This is a genomic window from Bacteroides faecis (assembly GCF_020091505.1).
Taxonomy (GTDB): domain Bacteria; phylum Bacteroidota; class Bacteroidia; order Bacteroidales; family Bacteroidaceae; genus Bacteroides; species Bacteroides faecis.
Map to the genome: position 1 here is coordinate 4260194 of NZ_CP081916.1, position 18705 is coordinate 4278898.

Genomic DNA, 18705 nt, shown 5'->3' on the forward strand with positions numbered 1-18705 from the left:
AAGATACTCTAATTATCTTATTTACCAATACATGAATAAATAAATCCGAGCTCTTCCATTTCTTTTTTATCATAGATATTGCGTCCGTCCAACACAATCTGCTGATTCATAGTCTTTTTGACCACAGCCCAAGAAGGCAGACGAAATTCCTTCCATTCGGTGATTAGCATCAAAACATCGGCATCAAGCACTGCATCATACATATCACGGGCGTAATATATAACATCACCGATACGGCGTTTACATTCATCCATTGCAGCAGGATCGTATGCACGTACCTGACAGCCTGCCTTCAGAAGTTTATCAATTAAGACCAATCCCGGGGCCTCACGCATATCATCCGTTTCCGGCTTAAATGCCAATCCCCACAAAGCAATGGTCTTACCTTTCAGTTCACCATTAAACTGCTTCATCAACTTATCAAACAACACGCTTTTCTGCGCCTCATTTACTTCTTCCACTGCACGAAGTACACGCATCGTATATCCATTTTGCTCGGCAGTCTTTATCAGCGCCTTCACGTCTTTAGGGAAGCAGGAACCGCCATATCCGATACCCGGATACAAAAACTTACGTCCGATACGGGTATCAGAACCAATACCGCTACGCACCATATTCACATCGGCACCTACCAATTCGCACAAGTTTGCGATGTCATTCATAAAACTGATACGGGTAGCCAACATTGAGTTAGCTGCATATTTCGTCATCTCAGCTGATGGAATATCCATGAAAATAACACGGAAGTTGTTCAATAAAAACGGCTTATACAGTTTCGACATCAACTTCTCCGCACGGGCAGACTCTACTCCCACTACCACACGGTCCGGACTCATAAAGTCACTGATGGCATTTCCTTCTTTCAGAAATTCAGGATTGGAAGCCACATCAAATTCAATGGTAACCCCTCTTTTATCCAGTTCTTCCTGGATGGCAGCACGAACTCTGCGCGCAGTACCCACAGGAACCGTGCTTTTCGTCACCACCAACTTATACTGATTCATATGACGACCGATTGTACGGGCAACTTCCAGTACATAGCTCAAATCAGCACTACCATCTTCGTCCGGAGGTGTACCGACAGCACTGAATATGACTTCCACATCATTGAGACAACTCTCCAGTGAAGTCGTAAATTTCAGTCTTTTTGCCTTTACATTGCGAAGCACCATTTCTTCCAGTCCATTCTCATAGATTGGAATCACTCCCTTCTGCAAAGATTCTATTTTTTCGCTATTCGTATCTACACAAGTTACGTTTACACCAATTTCAGCAAAACATGTTCCGGTAACCAAACCAACATAACCGGTTCCGACAATCGCTATTTTCATATCTATCGTTTGTTAGAGTTTATTCAAAATATACAGCATCTCTGAAAGCCATCCCCTCTTTATCCTTGGGCGACAAAAGCAGTTGCGATTCCCCAAGCATCCAGTCGATAGCCAACGTTTCATCATTATATAATATAGACGCTTCCGCTTGCGGAGCATATTTATTGTCTACCTTATACATAAACACAGCTTCTTCGCTCAACACCACAAAGCCATGAGCAAAACCACGGGGAATAAAAAACTGCCTTTTATTTTCTTCACTGAGCAACGCGCTGACATGTTTTCCAAAAGTCGGTGACGACCGGCGCAAATCGACTGCCACATCCAGCACCTCTCCTTTCAGAACACGGACCAGCTTAGCCTGACTGTATTCTCCTTTCTGATAGTGCAGTCCTCTCAACACACCAAAAGACGATTTTGATTCATTATCCTGCACAAAGTTTACCGGACCGATTTCCGCCTCAAACTCATCTTTCTTAAAGGCTTCCATAAAGTAGCCCCGCTCATCAGAATAAACGTTGGGTTCTATCAGCCACACCCCATCTATTTCTGTCTGTATATAGTTCATCGCTAGTAGTAATAAGTAAAACAGTGCAAAAGTAGTGATTTTTTCGAAGTTTTCTGGGATATATTCAATTAATCTCTTAATTTTGCACTATGATTGAATTAGCACAACACATAGAGGCTCTGTTGTTAGAGAACGATTGCGTAATCGTTCCTAATTTTGGCGGATTCGTAGCTCACTACGCTCCTGCAACCTATGTAAAAGAAGAAAATCTTTTTTTACCTCCCACACGTATCATCGGTTTCAATTCTCAATTAAAACTGAACGACGGTGTGTTGGTACAGTCCTATATGTCTGCGCATGATACCAGCTTTGCCGATGCCACCCGCATGGTAGAAAAAGAAGTGGACGCATTGATCGGGCTTCTTCACGAAGAAGGAAAAGCCCATCTGGAAAATGTGGGTGAAATTCACTATAACATTTACGGGAATTACGAATTCACTCCTTATGACCATAAGATAACCACTCCTTCTTTATATGGACTGGATTCTTTTGAAATGCGGGAGCTCTCTACACTACAACGGAAAGAAAGAGTATTAGTACCAGCCAATCTGACGAAAGAAAAGAAAACATACGAGATCAGCATCAGCCGTACCCTTCTTCGTAATGCTGCGGCAATGATTGCCGTTATCGTTATGTTCTTTGCTTTCTCGACTCCTGTAGAGAACACGTATGTAGAAAAAAACAATTATGCCCAACTGTTACCCGGTGAGCTTTTTGAGCAAATCGAAAAACAATCGGTCGCAGTAACCCCTGTCTCCGTAGTGGCCAAGCATAATCCCCAAAATGCAGCAACTTCTCAGACGAAGAAAGTTAGCGTAGATAAACCTAGAACTTCAAAACCTATCGCCGTAAAAGAAATCAAGGTTGCTAAACAGGAAACAGCACCGGCTACACCGGCAGTGGCAACTCCGGCAACACCTTCGGTTCAACCGCAAGCCAGCCATCCCTTCCATATTATTGTAGCAGGGGGAATTGGTTTGAAAGATGCTGAAGCAATGGCAGAACAATTAAAGGCAAAAGGATTTGCCGAAGCGAAAGCCTTAAACAGTGACGGCAAGATACGTGTCAGCATCCGTTCCTTTGAAAATCGCGAAGAAGCTACCAGACAATTGCTGGAACTTAGAAAAAACGAAACTTATAAGAATGCCTGGTTACTGGCAAAATAAATCCCCTTTTAAAGCATGAAACGAGTTCTTTGTCCTAAATGTGAGAATTACCTTTTTTTTGATGAAACTAAATACAGCGAAGGCCAATCGCTTGTATTCGAATGCGAACATTGCGGCAAACAATTCAGCATCCGCCTGGGAAAGAGTAAAGTAAAAGCCCTGAGAAAGGAAGAGAATCTGGAAGAAGAAGCTGAAGCTCATAAAGAAGAATTCGGATATATTACGGTGATTGAAAACGTGTTTGGTTTCAAGCAAGTGCTTCCGCTGCAAGAAGGCGACAATGTAATAGGCCGCCGTTGCGTAGGCACCGTTATCAATACACCGATTGAAAGCGGCGATATGAGTATGGACAGAAGACACTGCATCATCAATGTAAAGCGCAACAAGCAAGGAAAGCTTGTCTACACCTTACGGGATGCCCCCAGCCTTACAGGTACCTTTCTTATGAACGAAATTCTGGGAGATAAAGACCGTGTCCGTATGGAAGACGGAGCAATCGTAACCATCGGAGCCACTACATTTATTCTTCACACTGCTGAAGCCGAATAATTAAGCTATCTCACCCCGATAAAATAAAATAGCGTCACCGTTCAAGCAACAGTGACGCTATTATTATATGATATGACTAATTAAAGAATCCCCTTTACTGTTTCAAGCATACCTTTTTCCTGAATAGAGTCCAGATCAGCCTTCACAGCTTCTGTCAGTCCCGGAACCTGATTCAGATCTTCACCCCAGATAAACTCTGCAGCCAGCACACCTTCCGCAACCTTCTTCGTGCAAGCGGTAGCCCAGAGTTCCTTCAACAGGTTCATGATTTCAGGAGCATCATTCGGCACAATTTCAGCACCATCCGCACGCACACCACCTTTATAATAAGTGATAATAGCAGCCAATCCAAGTACCAATCCTTTCGGAAGTTCGCCTTTGCGTTCCAGATAAGTCTTCAATCCCGGAAGATCACGAGTCTCATATTTCGGGAATGAGTTCAGCATAATGCTTGTTACCGCATGATCGACGAATGGATTGTTGAAACGTTCCAATACATCCTCTGCAAACTTCTTCACTTCATCTTTCGGAAGATTCAATGTTTCCATCAGTTCATCAAACATCACTTTGTGGATGTACTTGCCGATTACTTCATGCTGACAAGCATCACGTACAATATTCACACCCGACAAGTACGCTACCGGAGAAAGAACAGTATGAGGGCCATTGAGCAATGTTACTTTGCGTTCGTGATAAGGAGCTTCCGACGGTACGAACAATACATTCAGTCCTGCCTTATCAGCCGGGAATTCTTTAGCCACTTCCTGCGGAGCTTCAATTACCCACAAATGGAAGATTTCAGCCTGTACAACAAGGTTATCGTCATACTGTATCTTTTCTTTGATAGCATCGATATCCTTGCGGGGGAATCCCGGAACGATACGGTCTACCAGCGTTGCATATACTCCGCAAGCTTCTTCAAACCAAGTTTTGAATTCATTGCCAAGATTCCACAGGTCGATATACTGATAGATCGTTTCCTTCAGCTTGTGACCATTCAGGAAAATAAGTTCGCAAGGGAAGATTATCAATCCCTTGGTCTTGTCGCCATTAAACGTTTTGAAACGGTGATACAACAGCTGAGTCAGTTTGCCGGGATAAGATGAAGCAGGAGCATCATCAAGTTTACAAGACGGATCAAAAGCAATTCCGGCTTCTGTAGTATTCGAAATAACAAAGCGCATTTCCGGTTGCTCAGCCAGCTTCATGAATTCGTCATTCTGCGTATAAGGGTTCAATGCACGACTGATTACATCAATCATTGTCAGGCTGTTAACCACTTCTCCTTTATCCAGTCCTTGAAGGTTGACATGATACAGATCATCCTGTGCGTTCAGCATATCGACCATTCCTTTATCAATGGGTTGAACCACTACCACACTGCTGTTGAAGTCAGTCTTCTCGTTCATGTTATAAATAATCCAATCTACGAATGCGCGTAAAAAGTTACCTTCACCAAATTGGATAATACGCTCCGGACGCTGTACTTTAGGAGCTGTTTCTTTGTTTAATGCTTTCATGTTAGTTGTAATTTATAAAGTTGATATTATACAAATTCGAAATAAAAATCAATATTTTCTTTGATCATAATGTCGATAGGCATGTATTTCACCGGATCGACAGACTTCTTAAAAACGACGTGATCGCACAGAGCTTTCACTCCACAATATCCTTGCAGTCCCGGACGTTGCCCGATCAGATAATGCACATCACCGGATTTCAGCAGTTCCACATTCGCTTTCAAAAGGTCATACCCTATCAGCCCCTTCATGCTTCGTCCCGAAGTGCGGAGATATTCGCCTAACTGGTACACTCTGGAATTGAATACCACCCCAAGCGTAGCTTTCGGATGCAGCCGGAAAAATTCATCCAATGTCTTCCGGTTGTTTTCCTGATTGGACTTGTTCAGCACAACTTCATGGATCACCAGCTTTTCATACTCTTCGGTGATATAGCTCATAAATCCTGCCAAACGCCGTTGCATCTGTATTTCTGCCGGACTATTCTTATTATTACTCAAGAACAAAACCAGCTCCTGTCCTTCTCCGGCCTGGTAGTTGCGCATCAATATCTTCGCGGCAATGTATCCGCTTTTGTAGGAATCTTGCCCGATATAAGTCAGCGCATTCGCTTCCTCCATATTAAAGTCAACAAAGGCATAAGCTATTTTCTTAGTTTGCAGATAGTCCGTCAAAGCCAGTGTTTCAGTTCTGAAATTGGGAGCGATCAGTACGGCATCGACATTGCTTTCTTCAACCCTGCGGCACACTTCCTGATAACTCTCCTTATCACCTTGACGGTAACAAAGATAATCCACGCTCACATTAAAAGGACGCAACTCCTGACGTGCCCGCTCGATGCCACTCACTACCGAATGCCAGTAGTCATGTTCTATATAATAAGGTATCAGGCAGATAAAGGAATATTTCTTCTTGGCAGCCAGTCCGATAGCAAATACATTAGGCTGGTAATGGATTTCGTCCAATACCTTTTGTACTTTAGCTTTGCTTTGGGGAGATACGTCGCCGCGATTGTGCAGCACTCTGTCAACCGTGCCAGCGGAAACACCCGCCATACGGGCAATGTCTTTGATGGTATAGTTCTGGTCCTCCATAGTGCTAAAACTTAAATATTATAAATAATCGCTGCAAATATACGAATTATTTTGTTACTCCAAGTAAATTTTCTACTTTTGTGTTCGATAACGGTTAATAAAACTAAAACGAAGATTTACACCTATTAGCTTTAAAATCAATACTATATAGGTATAAATGCAGAAAGTAATAATTTTATATACTAAAAACACAGTAACAATGAAGAACTTCATGGATGAAAACTTCTTGCTGCAGACAGAAACTGCGCAGAAGTTGTATCACGAGCATGCGGCTAAAATGCCGATTATTGACTACCACTGTCATTTAATTCCTCAAATGGTAGCTGACGACTACAAGTTTAAGTCACTGACTGAAATCTGGCTGGGCGGCGACCATTACAAATGGCGTGCGATGCGTACCAATGGCGTAGACGAACGCTACTGTACAGGAAAAGATACCACAGACTGGGAAAAGTTCGAAAAATGGGCTGAAACAGTTCCTTATACTTTCCGCAACCCATTGTATCATTGGACACATCTGGAATTGAAGACAGCTTTCGGCATCGACAAGATTTTAAGCCCGAAAACTGCACGCGAGATTTATGACGAATGCAACGAGAAGCTGGCCCAACCGGAATATTCGGCCCGCGGAATGATGCGTCGCTATCACGTAGAGGTAGTATGTACTACTGACGACCCGATTGATTCTCTGGAATATCATATACAGACACGCGAAAGCGGTTTTGAAATCAAGATGTTGCCAACCTGGCGTCCTGACAAGGCAATGGCGGTAGAAGTTCCTGCCGACTTCCGTGCTTATGTAGAAAAGCTATCAGCAGTGAGTGGTGTGACAATCTCCAATTTTGATGATATGATTGCCGCCCTTCGCAAGCGTCACGACTTCTTTGCCGAACAAGGTTGCCGCTTGTCCGACCACGGTATTGAAGAATTCTATGCAGAAGATTATACCGATGCAGAAATCAAAGCCATATTTAATAAGGTATATGGCGGAACTGAATTGACCAAAGAAGAAATTCTGAAATTCAAGTCTGCGATGCTGGTGATCTTCGGAGAAATGGACTGGGAAAAAGGATGGACTCAGCAATTCCACTACGGTGCTATCCGCAATAACAATACGAAGATGTTCAAATTGCTGGGCCCTGATACAGGCTTCGACTCTATCGGCGAATTTACAACAGCCAAAGCGATGTCTAAATTCCTCGACCGTCTGAACGTTAACGGTAAGTTGACTAAGACAATCCTCTACAACCTGAATCCTTGCGCCAACGAAGTGATTGCCACTATGTTGGGCAACTTCCAGGATGGTTCGATAGCCGGCAAGATTCAGTTCGGTTCCGGATGGTGGTTCCTCGATCAAAAGGACGGTATGGAAAAACAAATGAACGCTTTATCCGTACTAGGGCTTTTGAGCCGTTTCGTAGGTATGCTAACCGATTCCCGCTCATTCCTTTCTTACCCACGTCACGAATACTTCCGCCGTACCTTGTGTAATTTGGTAGGACGTGATGTAGAGAACGGAGAAATTCCGGTATCTGAGATGGACCGCGTAAATCAGATGATTGAAGATATCAGTTATAACAATGCTAAGAACTTCTTCAAGTTCTAACATAAGAATCACTTAATAACAAATACCGCTGCCCAAGTTTAATACTCCGGACAGCGGTATTTTTGTTTGATCTCCATTTTTCTCTCTTATCGTTTCAAACACACTATTCTATTGTCACTTATCACTTTCTACGGTCAATCAACTATAAATCAATAAGATTGAAGTGACAATAAGTGGTGATAATAAGGTGATAATAGGATTTATACAAATTCATTTATCACGTTGTATTATGGCCATTAATCTTTTACCATATTGATTATCAGCACATAAGCAGAGAACAGACTCATTTGTTTCCCCAACACAAAAAACACCATTCCCGACCTAATAATTGCTTTTTGCATCGTTTTATTCTCCATAATCCCCACTAATCACCCTCTTCTTTTGCGATTAGCAAGGGATTTTTTCCCATGAGCCCTTTAAAGTAATCCTCCGACGCCCGTCGAAACATATTAAGATAGCAGGTATTACAGCTAAAGCCAGTATATTTAATGCACTGACAAAGCCCGATTAATCAATTCTGTCAGATATATGCTTTCGTCTCACGTACGTGAAGCATTCGGACTACGTACATGATCCCGTCGGTTCACGTATGTAAGCCGATGGGACCATGTACATGAAACCTGTCTTTATTACTATTAAAAGGCATTAATCTAACGTACAGAAGAGATTAATAAACGGAACATTGATTATTAAATCAAGCAGGTGATTCTTATAAGGCCGGCTGGTGATTCCGGGTCAGTTCAAAACCCCGGTTGTTTTCAGATTATTTTTTTGTACGGAAATAAGCCAAATTAAAAGTAGGCAGTATCTTTATTGGGGCCGACTAAAAAGTCGTTAGTATCTTAAATCTCCTCCTTCGGGAAGGAGGGGAATTTGAGTTACTATCGATTTATGAGATTTATTCATTCCGGTATAGTATGGAGCTCAAACAGGGTTTTCGGACTGACCCATTCTCTCCCCCATACAAGTGACAAGTCGAATTATAATAAAAAAAGGAGAACCTTTTTAAGATTCTCCTTCTATGCTTTTGTACACCCTCAGGGATTCGAACCCTGGACCCACTGATTAAGAGTCAGTTGCTCTACCAACTGAGCTAAGAGTGCAAACTTTTTTCACATTGCAACTTCGGACTTGTACACCCTCAGGGATTCGAACCCTGGACCCACTGATTAAGAGTCAGTTGCTCTACCAACTGAGCTAAGAGTGCTTATTTCCTCGTTTGCGGTTGCAAAAGTAGGTCTTTTATTTCATTTGTCCAAACAATAATGCAGCTTTTTTACTATCTTTTTTTCATGGTTATTCGAACACATAAAGCTCTGAAGGCGTATTTCGCTTTAAAGCAAGCAGTTGCACATCTTTACCTACAATTACTCCTTTGTTCTTTAATTTCCATTCTACCGTTTTATAGGCCAACTCCGGATGATTATTGTCTTTGCTTAGATGGCACAACCAGATATAACGTAAATGTTCAGTGATATTTTCTGCCAGAAACTCAGCAGTGGCAGAATTGCTCATATGCCCGGTTCTACTCATAATCCGTTCTTTCAGATATTGAGGGTAAGGTCCCATTTTAAGCATCTCTTCATCATAATTCGCTTCCAGAATCAGATAATTCGCTTTACTGATATAATTTGCCGCTGTCGGAGTGATCTCCCCAAGGTCAGTTAAAAAAGAAAAGACTTTGCCGTCTATTTCTATGCAATACCCTACGTTGTCCGTCCCGTCGTGAGGAACCTCAAAAGATTCGATGCGGAAGTCCTCGAGCATCATAGGCACTTGCTTCTCCAGATAACGAACCGATGTGCTGAGCTTTTCCGTCATACAGTAACTACGATTAATTCCCTCATGAATACGGGCTGTGGTATAAACAGGTATATTCATCTTTTCCCCTAAATGCCCTACTGCCTTGATATGGTCTGCATGATCGTGTGTTACAAATACAGCACGTACACTTTCCATCAGAATATTGAAATCTTTCAGTGTTTTCTTGATGGTACGGATGCCAATACCGGCATCTATTAGTATTCCATAGGTATCAGTACCCAGATAATAGCAGTTCCCACTGCTGCCACTCGCCAGGCTTATAAATCTTACTTTCATGTTTTATCTTTCTTTATTAAAATGCAAAATGCCGTCAACTTTTACAGCAAAGTGACGGCAAATATACATAAAAAAGAAGATAATTAGCGAGAAGATTTGGTCTTTTTGTCGATGGATTCGGTGATTTTTGCGAATAATAGCAAAGCTACAGCAGCAATCAACCCGATAGCAGCAAAATAATACCAGATATAATGCGCATTCGCACTGGCTGCCTCCCATGCGGCACGAGTTTCAAACAAGGCAGGGTCCGGACAATATTTGGTCAGCAGAATACCGGCCAGCCCGAAACCGAATATGGAAGAAAGAAACGAGTGCAGATGACTGAACCCTAAATACATTCCTTCCTCCCCTCTGGGAGCCTGCAAAGAAAAATATTCCAAGTATCGCGGCGAAATAAAACACTCGGCAAGGGCCTGCACAACGATACCGGCTACCATCATCAAAGTAATATTGCTCATTCCCGAGATTATATCATTTCCCAGTATGTTTCCGCAAGCCATCAACAAGGCAGAAACAGGAATCAGAAACATACCCACATTCATCGAAGTAATAGCGCTGCGCTTTGCCATCAAACGGGTGATAAAACTGACACAGCACACCACTACAAAAGGGTTCACATTGGCAATCCAGCCCGGTTTGGCAGTCTCGCCGGCCAGACGGATGACGTACTTCGGCATAGTAGCATAAAGTTGCTGCTGCACCATCCAGAAACCTGTCACTATTAAAATAAGGACTAACAAACGCCAGTTGGTCACAATCCGCATGAAGCCCTGTCCTATCTCACGCAGACTTTTTCCTTCACCTGCCGTATGGGTCGATTTATAAAGCAGGATAACTGCCAGCAGGGCAATCACCGTCATCGCTCCGGAGAAATAATTAATGTAAATATAGGCTTGTTCGCCGATCACATTTCTCAAAGGGTCGATAATTGTCTTGCCCGTAAAAGCTCCCACATTGACCATCATATAAAAAATAGAATAACCGCGGGCACGGGTCGCTTCCGTTGTCTCCTTAGCTACGGATGCAGAAATTATTGACTTGATAAAAGAACCTCCTATCATCAGAATAAACAAGATAGGAACAATGATCCACCGGGAAGAGCTATCCGGCAAACCGTTGAACTGGGTCGTGACGCCATAGCTCACCAATCCTGCCGCCTCCAGCAATGTGGGGAATACACCCAACCCCAAATAGCCAATAGACAACAGAGAAAAAGCAATAATCATCGATTTCCGAAAACCGATCTTATCTGCATAAGCGCCCGAAAATATAGGAAGCAGATACAATCCTCCGGAGAAAAGGCCGGAAATCATACTTGCTTCGAAATCATTAAAACCTAAAATACTGGATAGATAAATAGTGAGAACGATAAAAACAGCATAATATGCCATACGTTCAAACAGTTCGACTGTGTTGCTTACCCAAAATGCTCTTGTAAAGCCTTTGGCAGCACGCTGAGGGGAATTGTTCATGTAATCTGTTTTTTTTTATTAAAATGTTAATTCGACGCAAAGATACGTTTTTTTAGCTTACAGTCCGTATCTTTGTCCTAAATTACGTATTCTAAATATATCATATGACTATAGCTGTTGATTTTGACGGAACGATTGTAGAGCATCGTTATCCACGTATTGGTGAAGAAATTCCATTTGCTGTTGAAACGCTGAAATTGTTACAACAAGAAAAACACCGTTTAATCTTGTGGAGTGTACGCGAAGGAGAACTCCTGGAGGAAGCCGTAGAATGGTGCAGGGCACGGGGACTGGAATTTTATGCAGCCAATAAAGACTATCCCGAAGAAGAAAGGGATCATCAGGGTTTTTCCCGAAAACTGAAAGCCGACTTGTTCATTGACGACCGGAATGTCGGCGGCATTCCCGACTGGGGAATTATCTATGAAATGATAAAGGAGAAAAAGACTTTTGCCGATATATACAGCCAGCAGAGAGAAGAAAATAGCAGTCAGAAGAAAAAGAGGAAATGGTTGCCGTTTTAAGCTCCGGCACCAGACATCGGACTTACCTCTAACTTATAATATTCATAATGCACTCTGAACAATCGCGATCGGAGTGCATTTCTTTTATCAAAGGGAGCCCGGAATTCACATTCATTATTCCTCTTTACCTTCCCACTTTTCTCTGTATTCCCACAGTTGCTCAATGGTGGGATGAAAGGTCGGATTTTCCCAGTTTCTGGAAATCATCGAAATCAAAGATTCCAAATAAAGTTTGCCATCAATGATTGAAGTACAACTGTTCAACTGATACTTTTCTGTCGGGTAACTTTTAGTTTCAAGCATCTTTTTCGCCCAGCCCAACAGTTCCTGGACCGATTCTTCATCATAAGTATGTTGTGCCATATTTCTATATTTTCCCACAAAGATAAAGATAAAAACCGAGAAAATACAGAGTCGGGCAGGCACTTTTAGAATTCCACCTTATATAAGGTAACCAACAATCGCAAGTTTTATCCAAGTTCACCGGGGAAAAAATAGTTTTTCCGCTCATAAAATTAAGCAGCCCAATTCTTTTTATTACTTATTATTTATATCTTTGTTGACTCTAAATTCAATTAGATGAACTATAAAAAGTAACAATCATGAAGAAAATTATCATTCTGGCATGTTCCTGCTTTCTTCTGGCAGCGTGCGGAAACAGTGCAAAAACAAACAAGAGTACAAGTGCAGACAGTACAGCAACCCAAACAGTCGATATACATAATGCCGAAACATCTCTTGATTATGAAGGAACGTATAAAGGAGTCTTCCCTGCCGCCGACTGCCCAGGCATCGAAACAACTCTGACACTAAATGCCGACAAGACATTTGCCCTTCATTCCGTATACATCGACCGGGACAGCTCATTTGACGAGAAAGGCACTTATACACTGGAAGGCAACATCTTGACTTTAAAAGAAGAAGGTGGAGAAACATCTTATTATAAAGTGGAAGAAAACAAAGTTCGTCTACTAAATGATGACAAACAAGAAATAACAGGAGCACTTGCCGAACATTACATACTAAACAAAGAATAAGCAAGAATCCTGCAACAGCCAATCTGACTACCGGAAATAAAGTGGTAAATCTGCCTTTTTATTTCCGGTATCTTTTTTTGTTCCTAAGTTTTATCGTTTTCAGAGAACAATTTCAATATTTTTTATGTTTATATAAATAAAAACAAACTTATAAAAAGAACGACTTATGATTTATAATTTTTTATTCCCCACAAAGCCGAATACGACCAAGGTATCTTTGTTTTTATTGGCAGTCCGCATTATATTCGGAATATTATTAATGAACCACGGTATACAGAAATGGAGCAATTTTCAAGAGCTGTCAACGGCCTTTCCCGACCCAATCGGTCTGGGCAGTTCCATATCTCTCGGATTAGCCATCTTTGGAGAACTGGTATGTTCGATGGGCTTCATCTTTGGTTTTCTATATCGGCTGGCAATGATCCCGATGATCTTTACTATGGTAGTGGCCTTTTTTGTCATTCATGCCAATGATGTATTTGCAGTGAAAGAATTGGCTTTCATTTACTTAGTAGTATTTGTATTAATGTACATTGCCGGGCCCGGTAAATTTTCCATAGATTATTTCATCGGAAGCAAGTTGGCACACAACAAACGTAAATAACATAAAAACAAGAAATAATAACCTTGATTAATTTAAAAATATTATATTTGCATTCATTAGAAAGAGAATTTATCAATATTTTTATTAATCAAAAAGTAAAGTAAACATGAAAAAAGGCAAACTGACATTAGTAGCAGCTATACTTAGTGGTAGCTTATTATTCAGTTCCTGTGTTGGATCATTCGGCTTATTCAACCGCTTAAGTTCCTGGAATCAGGGAGTCGGAACCAAATTTGTAAATGAACTCGTATTTTTAGCTTTCAACATCGTTCCGGTTTATGGCGTAGCATATCTGGCTGATGCTTTAGTAATCAACTCTATTGAATTCTGGAGCGGTTCCAACCCGATGGCCAATGTGGGTGACGTAAAGAAGGTAAAAGGAGAGAACGGTAACTACATGGTTAAAACGCTTGAAAATGGTTACTCAATCACAAAAGAAGGCGAAACAGCTTCTATGGACTTGATTTACAACAAAGAAGCTAACACATGGAATGTGGTTGCAAACGGTGAAAGTTCTGAACTGATAAAGATGAACAATGACGGTACTGCTGACCTGTTCTTGCCGAACGGTGAAAAAATGAACGTTACATTAGACGCTCAGGGCATGATGGCTGCCCGTCAGGCTACTATGAGCAACCTGATGTTTGCAGCTCGCTAAAAGCATAACAAGATAAAAACGAAAGGAGATGAAACTGGTCATACAGGTTTCATCTCCTTTTTTCGTTTGTCTCCTCCCAGATCAGAAAGGATATCCTACTGCAAAATGGAAAGCAAAATCACGGCTGAACTTAGGATGAATAATCGGATAACGGTCTTTACCACTCTCATACACCGGATTAAGGGCTTTCATACCTCCGTCAAAGCGGAGAATGAAAAAGTCCAGATCAAGACGGAGTCCTAATCCGTATGCCACTGCTATTTGCTTATAGAATTTATCAAACTTAAAGACTCCCCCTGGCTGATTGTCATAATCACGGATCGTCCATATATTACCGGCGTCCACAAAGATAGCTCCCTGGAACTTCCAGAATAATTTGCTTCGGTATTCAATGCTGGCATCCAGTTTGATATCACCGGACTGATCCAGCAAATTGGTATTTTTGGTTCTTACAAAAGAGCCCGGTCCCAAATCACGTACCGTCCATCCGCGAACACTGTTAGCACCACCGGAAAAGTATTGTTTCTCAAACGGAATAGTCTTCGCATTCCCGTAAGGAACAGCGATTCCCAAACCGACATGAAAAGCAAATGAATTGCGATGATCGATTCGTATATTTTTGGAGAAGTCAAATTCTCCCTTCACATACTGCGCATAAGGAATTCCCAGAATAGCATACTCCCCATCATTATTCTTACGGATATTGGTTGCCTTGGACAAAGCATACATAATATTTCCTGCCGATTCGAAATTAAAACGGATAGAATATGAATTAGAAGCAATCGTATTATTGACGATAGCACCACCTATACTATTATAATGGTAGCTATATCCCATATTAATAATCAACCGGTCCTGATAATTATACTGAAGAATATGGCTCTGACCTTTATTGATAAAGTCTTCCTTAAACTTCTCCGATATTCTCGGCAAATAAAGGAAACCAATATTAATCAGATCAATGCGATGTTGTATCTTCTGGCGTTGAGTCCATTTGTAGCTCCATGAAGCCGACGCCATCGTACGCAGGAATTCGGGACGCATCTGATAATTATATTGCAATCCGAACTCCGTAGTAGCTCTGATCTTCCGCTTATAGTCCGAAGAGAGGAAAGGAAACAGAAAATTAGGGAAATTGATACTTGTCTCCACTCCGTATTCTGTATAATTATTATTGGAATAGCCTGCCTGAAGTCCCGAGATTACCTCGTAAGCACCACGAAACTTTATCATGAAAGTCTCCGAACCGCGAAACAAGTTCCTGTTTTGAAAAGAAACAGAAGCTGCTGCCCCCAGGTCACCGGCAGAGTTGGTACCTTCCAACTCGAAAGCTACCGATTTGTGTTTACTCTTAGTCAGCATCACATAGCAGTCAAGCTTCGCCGTATCTCCTACCTGATTTTCTATAAAACGAATATTGGTATACTTCAAGGCAGACAGACGCCCGAAATTGGAATAGGTCTGCTGTACATCCTGTTCATTGAATAAATCACCAGAAGCAAAACGCAGATTATCAGTAAGCATCTTCGGACGCAGGTAGAGTTTATCTTTATAGTAGATAGGGTAGCCTTTAAAATGAAGAGAGTCATTGATGTCCATGCTGTTCAACGCTGAAGACTGCAGTACATCATAATCCGTAATAAAGTTAATCTTATCTATCCAATATTGCTGATGTGCTTTCACCGAATCGTTCACATGAGCTCTGTACGCATGTAAATGCAAGGTCAGGTCTACCTGATAAGTACCCCGAACCGTATCTGCCGTATAACCGACATAATCCTTATTGAATTTATAATAACCATTACGGAGCAGCTTGTCGGTAATTCGCTGACGCTCTGCATCCAGCACATTCACATCAAATATCATCCCTTCTTTCAGCAGACTTTTGGCGGAATCCTGTTTCAGAAACTCTGCAATCTTAGGGTCATGAATGTCATACTTCAACGAACTGACAATATAAGGATCTCTTGCCGTCACCTCATAGTATAACTTGATCTTCTTCTTTTTTATCTTAGTCGAACGCTTCACGGTAGCAGCCATATAGCCCATATTGCGCATTGCCTTCGTGATTTCATCCTGCGAACGCTGCGCTTCAGTCTCACTGTATATCACAGGAGCATCCCCTATTCTTCTCAGAAACTTATTTCCCCATTTGGTAGAATCCCGTCCCGAAAGGTTGTAAACATAGAGCTGCGTCTTGATCAGACTGAACCATTTCGCATTAGGATTTTGACGCACATACATTCGTAAGGAAGAGGGACGGACATTTTTCTGATCTGTATGAATCTTGACTTCATCCAACAAATAAGAACCATCCGGCACATACTTAGTGGCAGTGCACGAAGCGAACGACAGAAGGGTAATGACAAAAGTAAGTAAATAAAGAAATCCTTTCCTCATACGGTATCTCTATAAAAGCGGAAGCAATATATAGGGACAAAGATAGAGCATATTTTTCGTTCGAGGAAATTATCAAAACAATAATTAATGCGATAAAAGTTCTTTTCACCACGAATTACAGAAATTTGCAAGGTCCGTTTTACTAATACCTACATTCTCAATCGTAATCCTTGCAGTTGCTTCTATAAATCGTGGTGAACAGAACCTTTGTCTTTATGGAAGTCTGAATGCTATAGGAATTGTATACTTGACAGATACAGCCTCACCCTTCTGCATTCCCGGTTTCCATTGAGGCATCGAATTAACTACACGGAGAGCTTCTTTATCCAACTCCGGATCAACACTGCGCACAACTTTCGCATCAGAAACACTACCGTCCTTGTTGACTACAAACTGTATAACAACACGACCTTGAATTTTATTCTCTTCCGCCTTAGTCGGATACTTTATATTACGACTTAAGAAACTTAACAATTCTTTCTGCCCTCCGGGATAATCCGGCATTGTTTCCACTACGCTATAAATAGAGTCGGTTTTCTCCTGAGGTAATGTAGCTTCCGCTTGAGGTTCCGCCTTTTTTTCCGGTTCCACTGCCACTACCGTATCTGCTTTTTCTGTATCAGACTGGGCCTTATCCGTTTTCTTATTTGCACAATTACTGAATAATAACAGTAATGCAACCACTGGTATAAACATCAGATACTTACCTACCATGATGTTATGAGTTCTTTTTCTGTTTAACATTTTTATTCGTTTTTTAAAGGTAATACACTAAAGTTGTTATAGAAATTTGCTGCAGCCAATGAAGTATGTTTAATTCCCAACAAATGATATTGATATGATTTCTTATCATAGCCGGACATCACCACTTGTTTGTCCGCCAGATATTCATGGTTCATACGTATCTCGCTGCGTATCAGCCAAGAGAACGGATTAAACCAACATAATAAGATAATCAGTTGGGCCAGTATAATATCCAATGAATGAAACTCGCGAACATGTGTCTGTTCATGTATCAATATCTCATTTAGCTCTTTGTCCGGGTATTGTATCGCACCTATAAATATCCAATGGAAAAAAGAACAGGGCTCTCCTATCTCGTCCGACCGACAAACAGAGACTCCTTTTAGAGAACAGCGCTGAGAACGAGCTACAGAACGGCATATTTTACAGACTTCAAACAAACTGCGCAGTAACAACATGGCAAATCCCAGTCCATAAATAATCCACAGCCATGTACCGGCCTGCCAGTTTGCCGCTCCAACTTCTGTTGAAGCAGCAGGTAAAGTAGCAGTGACCAGCACTTCGGGCAATAGTTTGTTGTAAACGGTCGTAATCGCTTCTCCCAATGCATGTTCGTTCCACCCCGCCCACTCCGAAAAATCAATGAATGGATAAATCAGCGAAGTGGCACATATCAGCAACAGCATACCCCGTCTCAACCTAAAAAACGTATCTTTGCTGAAAGAGAATTTATAGAATGCATATAATACGATCAAAGCTACATTTACTTTAATCAGATAAATTGAAGGTTCCATACCTATCTTGATTTATGATTCTTCATCTTCAATAATGTTGATCAAATCCTCGAGTTCTTTTTTACTGATTTTACGGTCACGGACAAAAAAGGAAACCATTTCTTTATACGAACCCGTAAAATAGTTGCTCACTACTCCATTCATGAAGCTACGTTTGTAATCACTTTCTTTCACCAATACATGATACTGAATAGAGTTTCCTAACTTAAAAGGAGATAAAAACTTCTTCTTCTCCAAGTTACGGACCACAGAGGCAACGCTTGTGTATGGCGGCTTGGGTTCCGGCATTTCATTCAGTATCTCACGGATAAAACTCGGTCCCATTTTCCAAAAGTAAATCATCACTTCTTCCTCTTGTTGTGTCAATCTTTCCATCTTACTTTCTTTTATATTGATTATCAATCTACTAATTTTAAGCAAATCTACTAAAATTAAGTAGAGTATCAGTTTTTATTCACACAAATATTGTTAATATGGAAAAGATTTATTTTCAAAAAACTCATTCAACAGCCGATTAATTAGAAATATATTTATAGCT

General features: G+C 41.2%; 18 protein-coding genes and 2 tRNA genes. 7 read left to right on the top strand and 13 right to left on the bottom strand.

From position 1 onward, the window contains the following. Positions 1 to 17 precede the first annotated feature (17 nt). A complete protein-coding gene (locus tag K6V30_RS16775; RefSeq protein WP_010538061.1) occupies positions 18 to 1331 on the bottom strand; it encodes a UDP-glucose dehydrogenase family protein in 1314 nt (437 codons plus the stop codon). 19 nt (positions 1332 to 1350) lie between these two features. After that, positions 1351 to 1899 (bottom strand): dTDP-4-dehydrorhamnose 3,5-epimerase, encoded by a 549-nt coding sequence (rfbC, locus tag K6V30_RS16780; RefSeq protein WP_010538062.1) that lies wholly within the window; start codon positions 1897 to 1899, stop codon positions 1351 to 1353. Between the two features lie 89 nt (positions 1900 to 1988). Here rfbC and K6V30_RS16785 point away from each other — a divergent pair, with 89 nt between their 5' ends. Both K6V30_RS16785 and K6V30_RS16790 read left to right on the top strand, forming a co-directional pair. Further along, positions 1989 to 3065 (top strand): HU domain-containing protein, encoded by a 1077-nt coding sequence (locus tag K6V30_RS16785; protein WP_010538063.1) that lies wholly within the window; start codon positions 1989 to 1991, stop codon positions 3063 to 3065. Positions 3066 to 3080: 15 nt separating this feature from the next. Further along, a complete protein-coding gene (locus K6V30_RS16790; RefSeq protein WP_008765683.1) occupies positions 3081 to 3614 on the top strand; it encodes an FHA domain-containing protein in 534 nt (177 codons plus the stop codon). An 80-nt stretch (positions 3615 to 3694) separates the two neighbouring features. Here K6V30_RS16790 and K6V30_RS16795 read toward each other — a convergent pair whose 3' ends face one another. Further along, on the bottom strand, positions 3695 to 5134 hold the full coding sequence (locus K6V30_RS16795; RefSeq protein ID WP_055268823.1) for a tagaturonate reductase: 1440 nt from the start codon (positions 5132 to 5134) through the stop codon (positions 3695 to 3697). A 26-nt stretch (positions 5135 to 5160) separates the two neighbouring features. Next, the gene (locus tag K6V30_RS16800; RefSeq protein ID WP_055268822.1) at positions 5161 to 6228 is read right to left on the bottom strand and encodes a LacI family DNA-binding transcriptional regulator; all 1068 of its coding nucleotides are present in this window, start codon (positions 6226 to 6228) and stop codon (positions 5161 to 5163) included. A gap of 199 nt (positions 6229 to 6427) precedes the next feature. Here K6V30_RS16800 and uxaC point away from each other — a divergent pair, with 199 nt between their 5' ends. Beyond that, on the top strand, positions 6428 to 7834 hold the full coding sequence (gene uxaC, locus K6V30_RS16805; protein ID WP_010538066.1) for a glucuronate isomerase: 1407 nt from the start codon (positions 6428 to 6430) through the stop codon (positions 7832 to 7834). A 1030-nt stretch (positions 7835 to 8864) separates the two neighbouring features. Here uxaC and K6V30_RS16810 read toward each other — a convergent pair. From K6V30_RS16810 to K6V30_RS16825, 4 genes are all read right to left on the bottom strand, one after another. After that, positions 8865 to 8937, bottom strand: a tRNA-Lys gene (locus tag K6V30_RS16810). Positions 8938 to 8968: 31 nt separating this feature from the next. Beyond that, positions 8969 to 9041: transfer RNA gene (locus tag K6V30_RS16815), tRNA-Lys, on the bottom strand. Positions 9042 to 9130: 89 nt separating this feature from the next. Next, the gene (locus tag K6V30_RS16820) at positions 9131 to 9934 is read right to left on the bottom strand and encodes an MBL fold metallo-hydrolase (RefSeq protein ID WP_010538067.1); all 804 of its coding nucleotides are present in this window, start codon (positions 9932 to 9934) and stop codon (positions 9131 to 9133) included. Positions 9935 to 10017: 83 nt separating this feature from the next. Further along, positions 10018 to 11406, bottom strand: coding sequence for a peptide MFS transporter (locus tag K6V30_RS16825; protein ID WP_055268764.1), 1389 nt, complete (start codon positions 11404 to 11406; stop codon positions 10018 to 10020). Between the two features lie 104 nt (positions 11407 to 11510). Here K6V30_RS16825 and K6V30_RS16830 point away from each other — a divergent pair, with 104 nt between their 5' ends. After that, complete coding sequence (locus tag K6V30_RS16830; protein ID WP_010538069.1) at positions 11511 to 11930, top strand: BT0820 family HAD-type phosphatase; 420 nt, start codon at positions 11511 to 11513, stop codon at positions 11928 to 11930. A 114-nt stretch (positions 11931 to 12044) separates the two neighbouring features. Here K6V30_RS16830 and K6V30_RS16835 read toward each other — a convergent pair whose 3' ends face one another. Further along, positions 12045 to 12293 carry a DUF6965 family protein gene (locus K6V30_RS16835; RefSeq protein WP_010538070.1) on the bottom strand — a complete coding sequence of 83 codons (249 nt, stop codon included), beginning with the start codon at positions 12291 to 12293 and terminating at the stop codon, positions 12045 to 12047. Positions 12294 to 12532: 239 nt separating this feature from the next. Between K6V30_RS16835 and K6V30_RS16840 the strand changes: the two genes are divergently transcribed. From K6V30_RS16840 to K6V30_RS16850, 3 genes are all read left to right on the top strand, one after another. Beyond that, entirely contained in the window at positions 12533 to 12967 is a 435-nt protein-coding gene (locus tag K6V30_RS16840; RefSeq protein ID WP_010538071.1) for a copper resistance protein NlpE, read from the top strand. 166 nt (positions 12968 to 13133) lie between these two features. Continuing rightward, complete coding sequence (locus K6V30_RS16845; RefSeq protein ID WP_010538072.1) at positions 13134 to 13571, top strand: DoxX family protein; 438 nt, start codon at positions 13134 to 13136, stop codon at positions 13569 to 13571. A gap of 106 nt (positions 13572 to 13677) precedes the next feature. After that, positions 13678 to 14229 (top strand): DUF3332 domain-containing protein, encoded by a 552-nt coding sequence (locus tag K6V30_RS16850; protein WP_010538073.1) that lies wholly within the window; start codon positions 13678 to 13680, stop codon positions 14227 to 14229. An 81-nt stretch (positions 14230 to 14310) separates the two neighbouring features. On the opposite strand, the gene tamL is transcribed toward K6V30_RS16850, so the two are convergent. The 4 genes from tamL to K6V30_RS16870 all read right to left on the bottom strand — a co-directional run bounded on the left by tamL (position 14311) and on the right by K6V30_RS16870 (position 18542). Next, entirely contained in the window at positions 14311 to 16629 is a 2319-nt protein-coding gene (tamL, locus tag K6V30_RS16855) for a translocation and assembly module lipoprotein TamL (protein ID WP_022300776.1), read from the bottom strand. A gap of 213 nt (positions 16630 to 16842) precedes the next feature. Next, the gene (locus K6V30_RS16860; protein ID WP_070101293.1) at positions 16843 to 17373 is read right to left on the bottom strand and encodes an energy transducer TonB; all 531 of its coding nucleotides are present in this window, start codon (positions 17371 to 17373) and stop codon (positions 16843 to 16845) included. Between the two features lie 2 nt (positions 17374 to 17375). Continuing rightward, a complete protein-coding gene (locus K6V30_RS16865) occupies positions 17376 to 18167 on the bottom strand; it encodes a M56 family metallopeptidase (protein ID WP_010538076.1) in 792 nt (263 codons plus the stop codon). A 12-nt stretch (positions 18168 to 18179) separates the two neighbouring features. Continuing rightward, on the bottom strand, positions 18180 to 18542 hold the full coding sequence (locus tag K6V30_RS16870) for a BlaI/MecI/CopY family transcriptional regulator (RefSeq protein WP_010538077.1): 363 nt from the start codon (positions 18540 to 18542) through the stop codon (positions 18180 to 18182). Positions 18543 to 18705: the final 163 nt, after the last annotated feature.